The sequence below is a fragment of the Kitasatospora sp. NBC_01246 genome (assembly GCF_036226505.1).
Taxonomy (GTDB): domain Bacteria; phylum Actinomycetota; class Actinomycetes; order Streptomycetales; family Streptomycetaceae; genus Kitasatospora.
In genome coordinates this window covers 1,597,847-1,613,798 of record NZ_CP108484.1, presented here as the reverse complement: position 1 = coordinate 1,613,798, position 15,952 = coordinate 1,597,847, and the positions used below count along the sequence as shown (strand labels likewise).

Sequence of the window (15,952 nt, the reverse complement as noted above, 5' to 3'; positions counted from 1 at the left end):
TCGGTCAGGCCGGCGCGAAACGGATCGCGAGGGGTGGTCGCGGCGGTGCGCCGCAAGGGTGGCGGTCGCGCCGCACGGGCGCGCCGGCGGGCGGCGGGGGCCGCCCCGGAGTCAGTCGGCGCGGCGCAGGACCACCGCGTTGGCGTCCAGCTGGAGGACGTCGGTGTGGAGCTGGAAGGGCATCAACGGGCCGGTGCTGAACCGGTCCGAGGGGAAGTGCCGGGCGAGCGAGGCGGCGTCCACCGGCTTGAAGGGGAACATCTCCTGCCGGCTCCCGCGCAGGTAGAGCAGGCCGCCGGGGGCCAGCAGCCGGGCCACCTCGGCCGCGTAGCGGTCGCGGTCGTCCGGGCCGAGGTGGTGGAAGCAGCCGCGGTCGACCAGCAGGTCGAACTCCTCGTCCGGCAGGTCGAGTCCGCGGACGTCGCCGACCGACAGCTCGATCTCCAGGCCCAGTTCGGCGGCGCGCGCGACGGCCATGCCGACGGCCTCGCCGCTGATGTCGACCCCGGTCGCGCGGTACCCGGCCCGGGCCAGCGCGACGGTGTCCCAGCCGGTGCCGCAGCCGAGGTCCAGGGCCCGGGCGCCGGGCGCGGGCGGGGTGGCGGCGAGGAAGCCGACCAGGTCGGGGGAGGGGGCGCTGAGCTCCCAGTACTGGTGGTGATCACCGGCCTTGTAGGCCCGGTCCCAGTTCATCGTGGTCGTCGTGGTCATGGTCGTTGACCCCTTCCGGAGGCGCGCCGGACCGCACCGTACGGCCGGCGGGGCACGCCGGTGGCGGGCGTGCGCGGGGGGAGGTGGCTGCCGCCCACGGCGCCGGCCGAGGAGGCCGCGGTGGCGTACCAGCCGATCACCTCGGGGTGCCCGGGCGTGAGCACGGGCGAGCCCCGGTAGACCTCGTAGCGCGGCCAGTTGGCCCGCAGCGGGAGGTCGGCGGCCGGTGTGACGTGCCGGTGGCGGACGGGCGGTTCGGCCTGGGCCGAACCGCCCCGCCAGAGCATCAGCCGTTCGCTCAGGACGGGCAGCACGCGGATGCCCAGGCTGTCCCTGCGGGGATCGAGCAGGGACAGCCCGGCGACCCGGTCCCGGGGCACCGACAGGCAGGCGTCGAAACGCCGCCGGTCGGGCGCCGTGGACTCCGGATCGTCGTACAGGACTTCGATACCGACGGTGCGGTCGTCGGAAATCCCGCGATTGAACAGAAATGCGGTGAGGCGAAGCCAGGTCGCCTCCCGCGGAGTTCCGTTGGACGGATGGCGGAGACTGATCACGAGAAGTGGTCTGGGGTGCACCGGGAACCATTCTCCGGCCCCCTGGAAATGCGCACCCAATGTGTGCGTCTTATTCACAGGGGTGACGCTACCAACGGGTCAGCTCCCGCGTTTGACTGTCCTGGACACGTTCGGAACTTCTTCCGGGACGGCCGGTCCCGGCCGGACCGACCCGACGACGGCCGGACCGCCCGCCCCGGGCCGCAGCAGCGCCGCCGCCCGGGCCACGCTGCGGGCCAGCTCGTCCACCCGCGCACCGAGCTCGGGATCGGCCGGCTCGCCGCCCGGCAGCGCGCCGCGGGCCTGCGGGACGGCGACCTGCTCGGGCACCATCCAGGCCCGGTACCAGCGGGCCACCAGGCGCAGGTGGTTGAGCGCGTTGGAGTTGTTGCGCCCGCCGAGCGCGCAGATCGCCCCGAAGACCTTCCCCTCGACGTGCTCGAAGTCCAGCAGGTCCAGGGCGTTCTTCAGGGCCCCGCCGATGGTCCCGTGGTACTCCGGCCCGGCCAGGATGACGCCGTCGGCGGCGCGGAACTCCTCGCGCAGCAGCTTGACGTCCGGGCGGCTCGGCCACGGGTCCTGCTTGTCGCCGTTGCAGAACGGCAGGTCCAGCTCGCGCAGGTCCAGCAGGGAGGTCCGGCAGCCGTCGGCGTCCAGGACGGCGAGGGCGCGGCGCAGCAGCAGCTGGCTGGTCGAGCCGGGGCGCAGCGAGCCGCCGAGGCCGAGGATCCTCGGCCCCGGCGGACGGGGGCTCACTCGTCCTCGCAGATGGCGTCGGCCGGGCAGCAGTCCATCGCCTCGTACACCAGCTCCTCCTCGTCCTCGTCGGCCGGCTGGCGGGCGACGAAGGTGTAGCCGGCCTTGTCGTTGCGGACGAAGGAGTCCGGGGCGATGCAGCGGCAGGTGTCGCAGTCGGTGCACTCCGCGTTGACGTAGAACCGCCCGGGCACGTTCTCCGGCAGCCGGGCCGGTACCGGGAACCCGCTCATGCGCCCGCCTCGCTTCGCTCGGTGGCCGCTTCGCGGAACGCGCGGCACTGGATGATGACCTCGCTCCGCTCGCTCATGCCTGGCTCCGTCCGGCGTGCACCAGCTCCAGCACCCGGTCGGTGTCGGTGCGCAGCAGGTGTCCGTAGGTGTGGCCGAGTTCGTCCTCGGGGGCGTAGGCCAGCACCTCGACGCTGTCGAAGCCGGCCAGGTAGTCCAGCACCCGGCGGACGTGGTCCGGGGTGTCGACGCTGAGTCCGAGGTGGGACATCAGCGCCCGCTTGCGCTCCGGCGGCTCGTCGGCCCAGGCCCCGTAGGCGCGGCAGGTGAAGAACTCGACCTCGGTGCCGCGTTCGGTGGTCAGGTTGATCCAGTGCCCGGGGGTGCCGTGCACCCGCGGCGCGATGTGCGAGGGGCCGGCGGACACCCGGCCGAGTCCCGGGTGGGACCGGACGGTCTCCAGCCAGGCCTCGTACTCCTCCTCGGTGCGGTAGTCGCCCAGGTAGACGGCGACGTGGTGCAGGCCGGTCAGCCGCAGGGTGCGCGGGTCCAGCGGCTGGCCGAAGAAGGCGAGCAGTGCGTCGGCGGTGTTGGTGGCGGCCGCCCGGTCGGCCCAGTCGAGGACCTCCTTCAGGGCGGGCTCGCGGTCGGCACCGGTGGGCAGGTGGTCGGCGGCGGGGTACAGCAGGCTGGGTGCCATGGCGAATCAGCTCCGTCGGGCGGTGAGGTAGTCCGTGATGAGGGTCTCCAGGTCCTGGTGGCCGGCGTACGGCTTCAGCAGGTCCTGGTACAGCTCGGGCCGACGGCCGTGCAGGCAGAAGTAGAGGCTCTTGCGGAACGACAGGTCGACCTCCCGCAGTTCGCGCAGCCGGTCCAGGTCGAGCTCGGCGATCAGCACGCCCTCCTCCTCGTCCAGCGAGCCGACCAGGTGCTCGGGCGAGGCGACGGTGCTGTGGCCGGCCACCGAGATGGTGACGGTCCGTCCGGCGCGCTCGCCGGTCACCTCGCCGACGGCGCTGGCCAGCAGGGTGTAGCAGACGTTGAAGGAGGAGTTGGCCTGGATGCACGGCCGGGTGATCTGGATGTTGCCGCGCAGCGCCGCCCCCGGCACCGCGATGATCTCGGCGCCGCGCATCGCCAGCGTCCGCGGCACCTCGGGGATCCAGAAGTCCGAGCAGACGCAGATCCCCAGGCGGCCGAACGGGGTGTCCACGATGACCAGTTCGTCGCTGGGCGAGACGGTGACCATCTCGGCGGCGAACCGGTGGGTCTTGCGGGCCTTGGCGGCGATCCGGCCCTGGTCGTCCAGCAGGACGGAGGTGTTGTAGTACCGGTCGCCCTCCCGCTCCACGACGGTGCCGCAGAGCAGGTAGCAGCCCTTGGCGCGGGCCACCTCGGCGAGCTGGTCGAAGAGCGGGCCCGGCACCGGCTGGTCGATCACGCCCTTGAGGTGGGCGCGGCCGGGGAAGTAGAAGGGCGGGCCGAGGAAGAACTCCGGGAGGATGATCAGTTCGACGTCCTGGACGGTGTCCAGCAGGGCGAGGGTCCGGGCCAGGTTGACTTCCGGGTCCGGGTCCCAGAAGGACTGGATCAGCGCGACCCGGGGCCGGCTGGTGGCGAGCGAGCGTTCGACGGTCATCTGGTCAGGCTCCATCCGAGGCGAACGAGGTGTCCGGGGCCGCCGAGGTGTCCGGGGCCACCGGGGCGTCGGGGGCTTCCGGGGTCGGGGCGTCCGGGGTGTCCGAAGCGGCATGCGGTGCGGTGTGCGGGGCGAGGGCCGCGGCGGCCCAGTCGGGCAGCGGCCCGTCCGGGTGGGTGGCGGCGGTCAGCGCCAGGCCGAGCGGCGACCGGCGGAAGTCGGCGGCGAACGGCGCCGCCTCGCGCATCCGGCGCAGCTCGTGCAGGTCCAGGTCGGCGGTCAGCAGTGCCTCCTCGCGGTCGGCCTCGGCGAGCACCGGCTGCTGCTTGCGGAAGTCCCGCGAGTAGGCGCCGATCGCCAGCGGGCTGCGCAGGATCGCGCTGCGGCCCATGTAGGTGAGCCCGGCGAGGGTGTTCTCGCCGGTCGCGCTGGCGAACAGCACGTAGGCGCAGTTCTCGGCGGCCCGGGCTAGCAGCATCTGCCGCACCGGCTCGGCGAACGGCCGCAGCAGGACGGAGGGGGCCACGATGATCTCCGCCGAGTCGGCGAACAGGCCGCGCAGCACCTCCGGGAACTGCACGTCGTAGCCGAGCGCGAAGCCGATCCGGCCGAGCGGGGTCGGGAAGACGCGGGCGCCGGTGCGGCCCGTGATGAAGTGCGCCTCCAAGTCGTACACCATGGTGCGCCGCGCGGTGCCGACGAGCTCCCCGGTGTCGTCCAGCAGGACGGCGGTGCTGTGCACGTCGTCCCCGGCGCGCTCCAGCACGCCGGCGGCGATCCAGACGCCGAGTTCGCGGGCCAGGCCGGCCAGCCACTCGGTGAGCGGCCCGGGCACCGGCTCGGCGATCTCGTGGCTCTTCGGCAGGTTGAGCGCGGTGGCGAACACCTCGGGCAGGACGACGAGCCGGCAGTCGTCGTCGGCCGCGGCGCGCACCAGCTTCTCGGCCCGCGCCAGGTTCTCCGCACGGCGGTTGGTGGCGACGGACAGCTGGACGACGCCGACCCGGTACCGGCGAAGATCGGCGGTGGGCATGGTCGTGCTCCTTCCGGGGGCGGGCGGTGGCGCGGGCGGGGTGGTCCGGGGGGTCCGGGTGGGGTGCCCGCCGCAGCGGCGGGCACCCCACCCGGACCTGGGGCGGGGACCGTCAGTCGAAGATCCGCTCGTAGATGCCGGGCTCGCCGACCGTGTACCCGGTGTCCCTGGCCCGGGAGGAGACCACCAGGTTGATGCCTTCCTTGGTGACGCTCCAGTCGTTCAGGCCGACCTGGTCGAGCAGCTCGCGCATCTCCTCGGTGGAGTACGAGGCCCGCAGCGAGGTCATGAACGCGTTGGCGTCACCGCCGGCGTACTGCAGCACGAACGAGACCATGCCCTCGTCGGCGTCCCGGGCCAGGTCGTACAGCAGGACGGCGCCGCCGGGGCGGCAGACCCGGGCCAGCTCGGGCAGGATCCGGGCGGGCTTGTCCCACCGGTTGATCGCGCAGAAGCTGAACACCACGTCGAAGCTGTCGTCCGGGTACGGCAGCCGGCTGTACCGGGCCCAGTCGCAGGCGAAGTCGCCGCCGTAGGAGACCAGGTTGGCGAAGATGGTGTTCTCCCGGGCGACCTCCAGGAAGGCGTCGTTGCTGTCCAGCCCGGTGAAGGTGGAGTCGCGGTGCTGGGCGGCCAGGCGCAGCGACAGCAGGCCGCTGGCGCAGCCGATCTCCAGGACGTCCTTGTCCGGACCGCAGTCCGGCCCGATCAGCTTCATCATGTGCTGCATCGGGATGATCATCGAGGTGCGCACGCTGCGGTCGTAGGCGCGGCACTCCTCGGCGGTCTCGAACGGGTCGCCCTGCGGGGCCCGCTCGGCGAGGTCGAAGATCCGCCCCCGGCGGGAGCGGCGCGCGGTGGTCTCAGAACTGGACAAGGGGGAGCCCCTTCCGGCCGTCGGTGCGGTCGATCTGCCACTTGAGGATCTCGGTGCTCGCCGAGGTCGGCTGCGGAAGCCGGTAGTTGGCGTCCGAGTAGAAGCTCTTGGAGATGTTGTCGATGTAGTACCAGCCCTTCGGGTAGGTGACCTGGATCGCGTCGGCGTCGACCTCCAGCAGCCCCTTGGCCACCAGGTCGTCGACCTTGTCCTTGAAGTACTCGTACGGGTCGACGCCGTGCCGCTCGCGGTAGACCGAGCGCTTGACCCGCAGCAGCTTCAGCCCCAGGACGAGGCTGCGGCAGCGCTGCTCGTGCTCGTCGGTGTAGGCGCCCATCACCACCGGCAGCCGGCCCTCGTTGCACCGGCTGATGTACGACTCGATGTCCGGCTCGTTGAGGTACATGTGGTTGTTCAGGTACCCGTAGGCGCCCGAGCCGATGGCCACCATGTCCCCGCACCGGCCCCAGATCTGGGACAGGTGGTCGGTCAGGTAGAAGGTGTCCGTCTCCAGGCCGCGGTACGGCTTGCTGCCGTCCTTCACCACCGGGTACGTCTTGACCCCGGCCGCCTCCCACTCGGGCCGCATCGGCTCGATGAAGTCGTTGTAGGTGAGCGCCAGGTAGCCCGCGTCCATCAGCGTGGTGTGCAGGTACTGGTACATCTCGTCGGCCTCGCGGGTGCTCGGGCAGGGCGGCGTGGCGCCGCTCTGCAGCGCGAAGAACACCTCCGAGCCGGGCATGACCGCGTAGTTGTAGACCGAGAAGGACGTCACCGGGAGGTCCATCAGGGTGCGGATGTCCTGCGCCCACAGCTCGGGGGTCTGGCCGGGGATGCCGATCATGTAGTCGATGCAGAGGTTCTCCAGGCCGCTGCGGTCGATCAGCTCGATGGTGCGGGTGGCGGACTCGCCGGTGTGCGCCCGGGCCCGGCCGAGGTAGCGCAGCAGCGGGTCGTGGAAGGTCTGGACGCCCAGGCTCATCCGGTTGACGCCGTGCTTGAGCAGCACGTCCAGCTTCTGCTGGTCGACGTCGACGGGGGTGGACTCGATGGTGACCGAGCAGTCCGGGCTGAAGTTGAGCCGCTGCTTCATGTAGCCCAGCAGGTCGTCGAGCTCCTCGGCGCGCAGCGTGGTGGGCGTGCCGCCGCCGAAGTAGCCGGAGGTGAAGACGGTGTCCCGGACGTGCGGCAGCTGCGAGTAGAGGTCGATCTCCCGCTTGAGCGCCTGGATGTAGCGCTGGGTGAGGGTGTTGCGGGTGGAGAACTTGTTGTACGGGCAGCTGGTGCAGACCTGGTTGCAGAACGGGATGTGCACGTAGAACGACGTGGTCTTCGGGAACTTCTCCCGGGTGGCGTAGATCTGGTCCGCCGACAGCGGCTTGACGTCGCACGGGTACCAGCGGACGAACTCGATGTCCCGCTCCGGGTAGTCGCGCCAGAAGCTGGGGGTGTCGAGGAAGTTCCGGGTGATCGCTTCTTGGGTCATGTGCCTCTCCGGTCGTCAGGTGGCGCGGTGGTGCTCGACGGTGAGTGCCATCGGGCCGTCCGGGCCGACCGCCCAGTCGGCCATCCCCGCGGCGTCGAGCAGTTGACGCAGTTCGGCGCCGGTCCAGGCGCCGCGCAGGGAGTCCAGGTAGGTGCGCAAGCGGTACTGGCCGTCGGGCGAGTCGTCGGCGGCCATCTCGCGCAGGGTGTATTCGAGGATGAACGGATCCGGGTCCCGGCGCAGGTCGTTGACCAGCAGCCGGCCGCCGGGGGCCAGGGCCCGCGCCGCTCCGCGGAGCAGGGCGGTGGGGTCGGTGCACTCCCCGAGCGCGTGCACGCTGTAGACCAGCGGGTGGCGCCCGGCGAGGGGGGCCGGCAGCGGGCCGCCGGCCGGCCAGTGGTCGACCGGCACCGCCGCGCCGAGCCGCTCGCGCAGCGGGGCGACGGCGCCCGGGTCGGTGCAGAGCACCCGCAGGTCGACCGGGCGGCGGGCCAGCAGCAGGGCGGCGAACCCGCCGTAGCCGGGGCCGACCTCCAGCACCGGGCCGTCCGTGCAGGCGCTCTCCAGCAGGTCGAGGAACTCCTCCTTGTACTGGTTGCGGGCGGCCACGTACCGGTCGTACGCCAGCCGGTCGGCCTCGTCGGAGAGCCGGTGGCGGGTCGGCGTCCGGACGGCCGGCAGCAGGCCGGTGGACACCCCGCTCACACCTCCCTCAGCAGGGCGAACAGCTCCCGCTCGGTCTCGGCGACGGAGGCCAGGGCCGCCCGCAGCTCCCCGGCGAGGCGCTCGCGCACCGGGGCGAGCCCGGCGGCCGCGGCGGCCCGCAGGTCGGGCAGCCGCTCGCCGAGCAGGGCGGCCCGGGCGAGGGCGGCGGCGCCGCCGTCCAGCAGCTCGGCCTCCCGTGCCCGGTAGGCGGCGCCGAGTTCGGTGAACGCGGGCGTCCAGTCGGGCAGCAGCAGGGCGATCACCCGCTCCCAGCGCCCGGCGCTGTCGGCGCAGAGCAGGGCGGCGTCGGCCAGCCGGTGGTCCCCGGTGAGCTCGGCGGCTTCGGTCAGGAAGGTCCGGAACAGGTTGCGGAAGGCGTTCCCCCCGGTGCCGGCCAGTTCGAAGTCGACGTAGGCGCCCGCGAGTTCGTCCACCACGGCGGCGGCGGGGGTGTCGCTGAGCAGCAGGTGCCGCAGACCGGCGCCGTAGGAGTCGAGGCCGCGCAGCCCGAAGCTGGGCACGGGCGGGTGCAGCATCGCGCGGCAGGACCAGCGGATGCCCTGGCGGATGTCGTCCTCGGTGGGGTACCGGGCGGCCTTCCAGTCGGCGCGCAGCAGGGCGTGCCGGGGCGGGAAGGGCTGGTGGCCGGAGGCCCGGGCGGTGGCGAGTTCGGCCGTGGTCAGGGTCTGCGCGCGGGCCGGGCGGTCCGAGACGGTGACGGTGTCGTCGTCCCGGTCGTGGCCGACGACGACGATCGCGTGGCCGCCGAAGTGCCGGGTGGCCTGGAAGTACGGCAGGTGGAAGAGGTCCGCGTAGACCACCGCCGGGCGGCCGAGGTCGAGTTCGGCCAGCAGGTCGCCCCAGGCGCGCTCGGGGTCGTCGGTGACGGCGACCTCCAGGTCGAGGCCGACGCCGGCCGCCATCCGCCGGGTGAACTCGGGGAACGGGCCGTTGCGGCCGCCGGTGAAGCCGCGTCCGCCGGGCGGGGCGGGCATGTGCATGAAGTTGATGCCGCCGGCCACGCCGAACAGCATCGCCTCGCTGATCGGCAGGTCGTGCGCGGCCAGTTGCTTGCGCATCGACGCGGTCTCGCAGTGCGCGCCGCCGTGCGGGACGTCCGGCGGGGTGGTGGTCATGCGGGTCCTCCCGGGGTGACGGGGCGCTCGGCCCAGGCGGCCCAGCCGAGCGCGTCCGGCGGGACGAGGTCGGTGGGTGGCAGGACGGTCGGTGGCCGGACGGCGGCCCGCGGCCCGGCCGGTGCCCGGTCGGCGGCGGGCGGCGCGGCGCCGACGGCCTCGGCGGCGATCTCCTCCAGCACCGAGCGGGTGTAGGGGTTGGCGTCCGAGGGCGGGTAGTCCAGCGCCGTCCCGACGAAGACGTTGCGGATCGCCGCCCGCACGATGTCGGTGGGCAGGCCGCGGCCGGTCAGTTCGGCGGCCAGTTCGGCGCAGGCGCGCAGGGCGGCCTTGGTGGCGGCGCGGTTGGCCGGGCCGACGCACGCCTCCGGTCCGAGCACCACCTCGCCGAGGTCGGCGGCGAGGGTCCGCAGCAGGCCGATCCGGCGCGGTGCGGAGGTGACCAGGACGGTCTTGAGGCCGAGGGCCACGGCGGTGAACTGGCAGACCGGCTTGAGGCCGACCACCTCCACGCCGAGGTCCGGCAGGTCCTCGGTGGGCACGCTGGTCGCCATGTTGACGAACAGCGCCCGGCGGCCGACCTGTTCGGTCAGCGCGGCGAGCCGGCGCAGCGCGGCCGCGGTCTCCTGCGGCGGGACGCAGAGCAGCACGGTGTCGGCGGCGGAGAGGATCTCGCGCTGGTCCATGTCGGGCAGCGACAGCTCGGCGGCGACCCGCCGGGCGACCGCGGGGTCGCTGTCGTTGAGCAGCACCGGGAAGCGCTCGGCCAGCCGGTCGGCCAGCACCGAGCCCAGCCGGCCGAGGCCGACCACGGCGATCGTGCCGGGGTCGTTGTGCCGGGGTTCGGCGGGGTTGCCCGGGCGCAGGCCGAGGGTCATGAGACCGCCTCCAGGTCCTCGATGGTGAGGCTGCCGGGCTTGAGCATCCGGTCCATCGCCCGCCGCACCTGGGCGCGGTCGATCGGGGCGACCGAGGCGGGCACCGCGAACTCCGCGGTGACCCGCTCGGCGACGGCCGCGCAGAGCGCCGCCGGGTCCTCGACCTCGGCCTCGACCCGGATCTCCAGGTGGTCCCCGGAGACGCCGGCCGCCCAGTAGAGGCCGGCGCCCTCGGTGGCGAGCACGGTCTGCTCCAGCGCCAGCTTGTTGATCCGCTGCCCGCCGACGGTCAGCTGCTCGCTGACCCGGCCGTGGTGCGAGAGCACCCGGCGCGGGCTGCCGCAGGCGCAGGGCTCGGCGGAGACGGTGACGAAGTCCCCGCTGCGGTAGCGCAGCAGTGGCATGGCCCGGCCGGCCAGGGCGGTGATGACCAGCTCGCCGGCGGTGCCGTCGGGGACGGGTTCGGTGGTCTCCGGGTCGATCACCTCGAACAGGTGCCGGTCCTCGGTGAGGTGCAGGCTGCCCCGCTCGCAGACCAGGCCGAGCGAGTTGGTCTCGGTGGAGCCGTAGGCGTTGGAGAGCCGGACGCCCCAGAGCGCGGCGATCTTCTCCAGCTTGGCGGGGGAGCAGGTCTCGCCGACGTAGAGGAAGGTCTTCAGCCCGATCTCGGCCGGGTCGCGCCCGGTGTCCTTCAACATGTCGTAGAGGCGCAGCGCCCGGCTGGGCGTGCAGACCAGGGCGGTCGGGCGGACGGTCCACATCATCTCGACCATCCGCTCGAACGGGCAGACCAGGCTGAGCGTGCCGACCGGCACCACGGCCGCGCCGTTCTGCTCCAGCGCCCGGTCCAGGTCGTAGGAGGCGAAGGCGAGTTCGTAGGGGATGGCGATGAAGACGAGGTCGCCGGGGCCGAGCACGTGGCCGACGGACTGCTCGACCGCGACGTTGCCGCGGATCCAGTCCTCGTAGGTGATCATCGAGGAGGTGGGGCTGCCGGTGGTGCCGGTGGACTCGCCGTAGCGGATCAGCTCCTCCCGGCCGACGGCCAGCAGGCCGAACGGGTAGGCGCCGCGCAGCTCGGCCTTGGTGGTGAAGGGCAGGGTCCGCAGCTCCTCGGCACTGGTGGGCCGCAGAGAGCCGTGCCGCCCGGCCCAGCGCTCCCGGTAGAACGGCGAGTTGGCGAAGGCGTGGTCCAACTGGCGGCGCAGCAGATCGAACTGGTGGTCGGGCACCTGGTCGGGGCTGAGCTTCTCGAACGCGGCCAGGTCGGCCAGCGCGGCCTCCCGGATCTCCGGATAGCGCAGGTGCGGGGGGCGGTCGGCGGTGGTCACCGGGCATCCTCTCCAAACATCAGCTGGGTCTTGATCCGGGTACGGGGGTCGAGCGTGAAGGCCTCCGCCGCCCGTTCGGCCGGCAGGCGGTGGGTGACCAGCAGCCCGGCCTCCTCGCGGTGGCCGGCCAGGAACTCCTGGGCGCGGTGGAAGCCGCCGGTGCCGCCGATCGAGCCGACCAGGGTCAGGGCGTTGGCCACCAGCAGGTCGGTGCGGAGCGCGGCGCTGCGGCGCAGCCCGAAGCAGAGCACCCGGCCGCGGGGGACGGCGCAGGCCAGCGCGGTGGCGAGGCCGTCGGCGCCGCTGGAGCAGTCCACGGTCAGGTCGTACCGGGCGGCGGCGGTCAGGGCGGCGTACCCGCCGGCGGACCGCGCGGCGGCGTCGGGCTCGGGCGCGGCGGTGCGGACCCGGGCGCTCGGCAGCAGCGCGGTGACGGCGGCGGCCTTCACCGGGTCCGCCTCCAGCAGCTCCACCCCGCCCGCCCCGTACGCCCCGGTGAGCAGCAGGTAGCTCGCCAGGCCGAGGGCGCCGGCGCCGATCACCAGGATCCGCTCGTCGGGGCGCGGGTCGATCCGCCGCAGGCCCTGGGCGGCGACGGCGAAGAACTCGGAGAGCGCCAGCAGGCCGGGGCCCAGGCCGTGCGTGTCGGGGTAGAGGTAGCGGCGGTCCACGGTCCGCAGCCGGGTCGAGAAGCCGTCGACGGTGAGGCCGAACTTCTCGATCCGGGTGCAGACGTTGCGGTCGGTGCCGCAGCGCGGGCAGTCCCCGCACCAGCGCGAGCAGTCGCCGGTGACCCACTGGCCCAGCAGCGCGCGGCCGTTGCTCCCGGTGTCGACCACCAGGCCGGACCACTCGTGGCCGAAGCGCAGCGGGTAGCTGCTCGGGCCGCCGTAGGCGCCGTCGTACAGCGCCTGGTCGCTGCCGCACAGGGTGACCCGGTCGACCTCGACCAGGACCTCGTCCGGGCCGAGCGGCGCGGTCGGCGGCTTCGCCTCGTCGACGGTGAGCCGGCCGGGGCCGGTCAGCCGCAGGTCCGCCCCGGCGCTCACCGGGCACCGTCCCCGGCCGCCGGGAGCGGCGGCAGGTGGTCGTTCAGCTCGGCCTCGATCCGCTCGCTCTCCGCGCGGGCCATGGTGATGCGCTCGCGCAGGCTGATCGAGTTGAGCCCCCACCACAGGTACCAGTTGTCGTTGGCGAGCACCCGCGCCTGGATCTCGTCGAGGACGGCGGCGTCCTCGATGACCGCGCGGGAGCAGTAGTACTTGGGCACGATGAATCGCTCCGTTCCGGTGATCATGCCTTCGGCGACGGCGGTGGTGTGCAGGGCGGTGCCCCGGCAGACCCGCAGGCCGAGCGTCCAGAAGGCGTGCACGTCGGGCGTGGCGGGCGGCACGAGCTGCTCCATCACGTCGAAGGTCTCGCGGACCGAGTCCCGGTCGTCGCCGGGGCTGCCGATGAACAGGCAGTGCTCGACCCGGATGCCGGCCTCGACGAACTTGCGGTGCGACTCGATGATCTGGCGCTGGCGGAAGTTCTTCTTCAGCCCGCGCAGGATCCGGTCACACGCCGAGTCGGTGCCGAACTCGACGTAGTAGCAGCCGGTGCGGACCATCAGGTCGACCAGTTCGGAGGTCACGTTGCCCGGGTTGACCATGCAGGACCACGGCATCTCGATGCCCCGGCGGACGAACTCCCGCAGCACCTCCAGCGAGTAGTTGAGCGGCAGGTTGAAGACCCCGTCGACGATCTCCAGGACCTCCAGGCCCTCGTCGCGCAGCCGTTCCACCTCGTCGGCCACCCGGGAGACCTCGTCGAACTTCACGCCGGTGCCGTCCACCAGGAAGTTGCTGCAGAAGACGCACTCCAGCACGCAGCCCTTCTTGGTCTGGATGGTCGCCGGCACCTTGAGGCTGCGGTCGTGGGTCTCGTACGAGTAGCTGAAGTAGCGCTGGTCGTACAGGGCCGGGTCGGGGCGGGCCGCCTTGCGGTAGTCGATCCGGAAGACGGCGTCGCGCCGGTGGTAGCCGCCGCCCTCGCGCGGGCTGATCACCCCGGGCACGTCCAGCGGTTCCTCGCCCCGGGCCAGGTGGTCCAGCAGCGGCTGGACGGACTCCTCGGCGAAACCGGTGATCCCGTAGTCGGCCCGGACGAAGTCCATCAGGTCCTCGGGGACGGTGGAGAACCCCGGACCGCCCAGCAGCACGGTGACGCCGGGCAGTTCGTCGCGCGACCAGTCGGCCACCTCGCGGGCGAGCGGGGTGTAGACGACCGGCTCCAGCATGCTCTGCGAGTCGACGTTGCGGATCGAGATCCCCACCACGTCGGGCTTGAAGGCGCGGACCGCGGCCCGGACGACCGGCTCGTCCTCCTCCTCCCACATCAGGTCCAGCGTCTCGACCTGGTACCCGGCCGCCCGCGCCTGGGTGGCGATGGTGACCATGCCGATCGGCAGGACCGGCCGGAAGGACTTCAGCTTGTTGATCGACACGAAGAGGATCTTCACGGCCGGCCCCCGTCGACCTCGGCCAGCGCGGCGACCAGGCCGCGCAGTTGCCGCTCGCTCTGGTGCCAGTGCACGACCAGCCGCAGCAGGCCCAGCCGGCGGGCCACCGAGGCGATCAGGCCGCGCTCCTCCAGCGCGTCGACCAGCTTCTCCGGGCTCGGGTGGCGGACCGTCACCACGGTGAGCTCGGGCCGCGGGGCGACCTCGAAACCGGCCTCGGTGAGCAGCCGCACCAGCAGCGCCCGGCGCTCCCAGAGCCCGGCGACCGAGGCCCGGTAGCCGTTGCGGCCCTGGGCGCGCAGCGCCGCCCAGGTGGCCAGCAGGGCGCCGCCGGGCCGGGTGCCGAGCAGGGCGTGGTGGTCGAGGGTGCCCCGGTAGTGCGAGGAGGTGCGCAGCGCGTCCGGCGCCCCGGGGTCGCGGAAGAGCACGTGGCCCGCGGGGATCGGCGCGCCACCGTACTTGTGCGGGTCCAGGGTGATGGAGCTGACGCCGTCGACGCCGAAGCCGATCGCCGGCAGGTCGTCGCCCAGCTCGCGGGCGAACGGCACCAGGAACCCGCCGGTGGCGGCGTCCACGTGCACCGGTACGCCGAGTGCCGAGGCGTGCGCGGCGATCGCCGGCACGTCGTCCACGGCGCCGGACTCGGAGCTGCCGGCGGTGGCCACCACCAGCGCGGTCTCCGGGGTCACCAGCGGCAGCAGCCGCCCGGTGTCGACCCGCAGCCGCTCGTCGGAGGGGACGCGGACCACCTCGACCGCCAGCAGCGCGGCGATCTTGTCGAAGGAGAAGTGCGCGCTGTCGCCCATCAGGACCCGGGCCGGCGCACCGGCCCCGAAGCGGGCCCGGTGGTGCCGGAGCGCGGCGAGCACCGCCAGCAGGTTGGCCTCGGTGCCGCCCGAGGTGGCCACCCCGGCGGCCCCGGGGCCGTCCATCAGGTCGGCCAGCATGGCCGTCACCTCGGCCTCGGCGCGGGGCAGCGAGGGGAAGATCCGGTTGTCGCCCATGTTGGACTGCTGGTGGGCGGCGAACACCTGCTCGGCCACCGGCAGCGGCGTCGAGCAGATCGAGTTGAAGACGGTGCCGTCCCGGTAGTCGTGGTCGTCCGCGCAGAGCCCGGCCAGCTCGGCCAGCACCCGCTCGACGGGGACGCCCCGGTCGGGCAGCCCGTGCGGGCGGGCGCCGGCCGGCTCACCCGGCGGCGGGGACCCGGTGGGGGACGGCGAAGAACTGGGCAGCGTTGCCATGAGCGAGAGCCCTCACGATCTGCTCGGGGACACCATGGAGTCGGAGCCGGTGCACCGTCCTGGCCAGACCCAGCGGGTCGGCCGAGCCGAAGTGCAGGCCGGTGTTGAGCATCAGCCGCTCCGGGCCGAACCGGTCCAGCAGGCCGAGCACCTCGCGGTGCGACTGCTTCTCGCGGACCTGGAACAGCGCGTCCTGGCGCGGGGCGACGGCGATCCCGTACCCGCCGAGCCCGCGCAGCGCCGGGTGCTCGGCCAGCAGGTCGATCCGCTGCTCGTCCAGGTCGAGCAGGGCGATCGTGGCCGGGTCGATGCCGGCCCGTTCCACCGCGCCCGCCAGCGGCGCCAGCATCTCCCGGAAGGCCGGCAGCGCGGGCGGCGACTCGACCAGTACCGGCAGGGCGCGCGCCGACGCCAGCTTCAGCTGCCGCTCCAGCACCTCGACCTCGTCCGGGCCGCCGCCGCGCAGCGACACCTCGCCCAGCGCCCGGACCCTCGGGTGGTCCAGGTACCGCTCCAGCACCTCGATCCCGGCCAGCGCGCCGCGCAGCCCCGCCATGTCGGCCGCGTGCACCGCGAGCGCCACGTGCAGGTCGATCCCGTACGCGGCGGCCCGGGCGGTCTCGGCTCCGGCGAGCCGCTCGAAGCGGGCGGCGAAGGCGCTGCCGGAGTCCCGGGCCTCCAGCGAGGCGGAGCACGGGGCGAGCGCGGTGAGCACCCCGCTGACGGCCATCAGCTCGTAGTCGTCCGCGTTGCGCAGGTCGGTGTGGATGTGGTGGTCGAACAGCGGCGTCAGTCCGGTCCCGTGCAGGGCCCGGGGGGCCAGCGGCGGCGGGGGCGGCGGCGGACCGGGGCGGTCGGCGGGCACG

The 15,952-nt window shown here is 73.4% G+C and carries 17 protein-coding genes; all 17 read right to left on the bottom strand.

All coding sequences use genetic code 11. The features are described from left to right. Positions 1-111: 111 nt before the first annotated feature. The 17 genes from OG618_RS06985 to OG618_RS06905 all read right to left on the bottom strand — a co-directional run bounded on the left by OG618_RS06985 (position 112) and on the right by OG618_RS06905 (position 15,951). A complete protein-coding gene (locus tag OG618_RS06985; RefSeq protein WP_329486360.1) occupies positions 112-711 on the bottom strand; it encodes a class I SAM-dependent methyltransferase in 600 nt (199 codons plus the stop codon). Next, positions 708-1,268: a hypothetical protein gene (locus tag OG618_RS06980; RefSeq protein WP_329486359.1), complete on the bottom strand. Its 561-nt coding sequence runs from the start codon at positions 1,266-1,268 to the stop codon at positions 708-710. Before OG618_RS06980 ends, OG618_RS06985 begins: the two co-directional genes overlap by 4 nt. A 99-nt stretch (positions 1,269-1,367) precedes the next feature. Beyond that, positions 1,368-2,024 carry an NADPH-dependent FMN reductase gene (locus OG618_RS06975; protein WP_329486358.1) on the bottom strand — a complete coding sequence of 219 codons (657 nt, stop codon included), beginning with the start codon at positions 2,022-2,024 and terminating at the stop codon, positions 1,368-1,370. Further along, positions 2,021-2,257: a ferredoxin gene (locus OG618_RS06970; RefSeq protein ID WP_329486357.1), complete on the bottom strand. Its 237-nt coding sequence runs from the start codon at positions 2,255-2,257 to the stop codon at positions 2,021-2,023. The genes OG618_RS06975 and OG618_RS06970 overlap by 4 nt, the downstream gene beginning before the upstream one ends. Before the next feature lie 73 nt (positions 2,258-2,330). Beyond that, the gene (locus OG618_RS06965; protein ID WP_329486356.1) at positions 2,331-2,954 is read right to left on the bottom strand and encodes a hypothetical protein; all 624 of its coding nucleotides are present in this window, start codon (positions 2,952-2,954) and stop codon (positions 2,331-2,333) included. Positions 2,955-2,960: 6 nt separating this feature from the next. Further along, on the bottom strand, positions 2,961-3,893 hold the full coding sequence (locus OG618_RS06960) for a carbon-nitrogen hydrolase family protein (protein ID WP_329486354.1): 933 nt from the start codon (positions 3,891-3,893) through the stop codon (positions 2,961-2,963). Positions 3,894-3,897: 4 nt separating this feature from the next. Next, on the bottom strand, positions 3,898-4,926 hold the full coding sequence (locus tag OG618_RS06955) for a carbon-nitrogen hydrolase family protein (protein ID WP_329486353.1): 1,029 nt from the start codon (positions 4,924-4,926) through the stop codon (positions 3,898-3,900). Between the two features lie 112 nt (positions 4,927-5,038). After that, the gene (locus OG618_RS06950) at positions 5,039-5,803 is read right to left on the bottom strand and encodes a class I SAM-dependent methyltransferase (RefSeq protein ID WP_329486352.1); all 765 of its coding nucleotides are present in this window, start codon (positions 5,801-5,803) and stop codon (positions 5,039-5,041) included. Beyond that, positions 5,790-7,289, bottom strand: a complete 1,500-nt coding sequence (locus OG618_RS06945) for a coproporphyrinogen-III oxidase family protein (RefSeq protein ID WP_329486351.1) — start codon at positions 7,287-7,289, stop codon at positions 5,790-5,792. Before OG618_RS06945 ends, OG618_RS06950 begins: the two co-directional genes overlap by 14 nt. Before the next feature lie 15 nt (positions 7,290-7,304). Beyond that, complete coding sequence (locus tag OG618_RS06940; protein WP_329486350.1) at positions 7,305-7,985, bottom strand: class I SAM-dependent methyltransferase; 681 nt, start codon at positions 7,983-7,985, stop codon at positions 7,305-7,307. A 5-nt stretch (positions 7,986-7,990) separates the two neighbouring features. After that, complete coding sequence (locus tag OG618_RS06935; protein ID WP_329486349.1) at positions 7,991-9,130, bottom strand: BtrH N-terminal domain-containing protein; 1,140 nt, start codon at positions 9,128-9,130, stop codon at positions 7,991-7,993. Then, the gene (locus tag OG618_RS06930; protein ID WP_329486348.1) at positions 9,127-10,008 is read right to left on the bottom strand and encodes an NAD(P)-binding domain-containing protein; all 882 of its coding nucleotides are present in this window, start codon (positions 10,006-10,008) and stop codon (positions 9,127-9,129) included. Before OG618_RS06930 ends, OG618_RS06935 begins: the two co-directional genes overlap by 4 nt. After that, the gene (locus OG618_RS06925) at positions 10,005-11,339 is read right to left on the bottom strand and encodes a phenylacetate--CoA ligase family protein (RefSeq protein ID WP_329486347.1); all 1,335 of its coding nucleotides are present in this window, start codon (positions 11,337-11,339) and stop codon (positions 10,005-10,007) included. Before OG618_RS06925 ends, OG618_RS06930 begins: the two co-directional genes overlap by 4 nt. Next, positions 11,336-12,388, bottom strand: a complete 1,053-nt coding sequence (locus tag OG618_RS06920; protein ID WP_329486346.1) for a zinc-dependent alcohol dehydrogenase — start codon at positions 12,386-12,388, stop codon at positions 11,336-11,338. The genes OG618_RS06925 and OG618_RS06920 overlap by 4 nt, the downstream gene beginning before the upstream one ends. Next, positions 12,385-13,842, bottom strand: a complete 1,458-nt coding sequence (locus OG618_RS06915) for a B12-binding domain-containing radical SAM protein (protein WP_329486345.1) — start codon at positions 13,840-13,842, stop codon at positions 12,385-12,387. Before OG618_RS06915 ends, OG618_RS06920 begins: the two co-directional genes overlap by 4 nt. After that, a complete protein-coding gene (gene mfnA / locus OG618_RS06910) occupies positions 13,839-15,086 on the bottom strand; it encodes a tyrosine decarboxylase MfnA (protein ID WP_329486344.1) in 1,248 nt (415 codons plus the stop codon). The genes OG618_RS06915 and mfnA overlap by 4 nt, the downstream gene beginning before the upstream one ends. After that, positions 15,031-15,951 carry a deoxyribonuclease gene (locus OG618_RS06905; RefSeq protein ID WP_329486343.1) on the bottom strand — a complete coding sequence of 307 codons (921 nt, stop codon included), beginning with the start codon at positions 15,949-15,951 and terminating at the stop codon, positions 15,031-15,033. The genes mfnA and OG618_RS06905 overlap by 56 nt, the downstream gene beginning before the upstream one ends. Position 15,952: the final 1 nt, after the last annotated feature.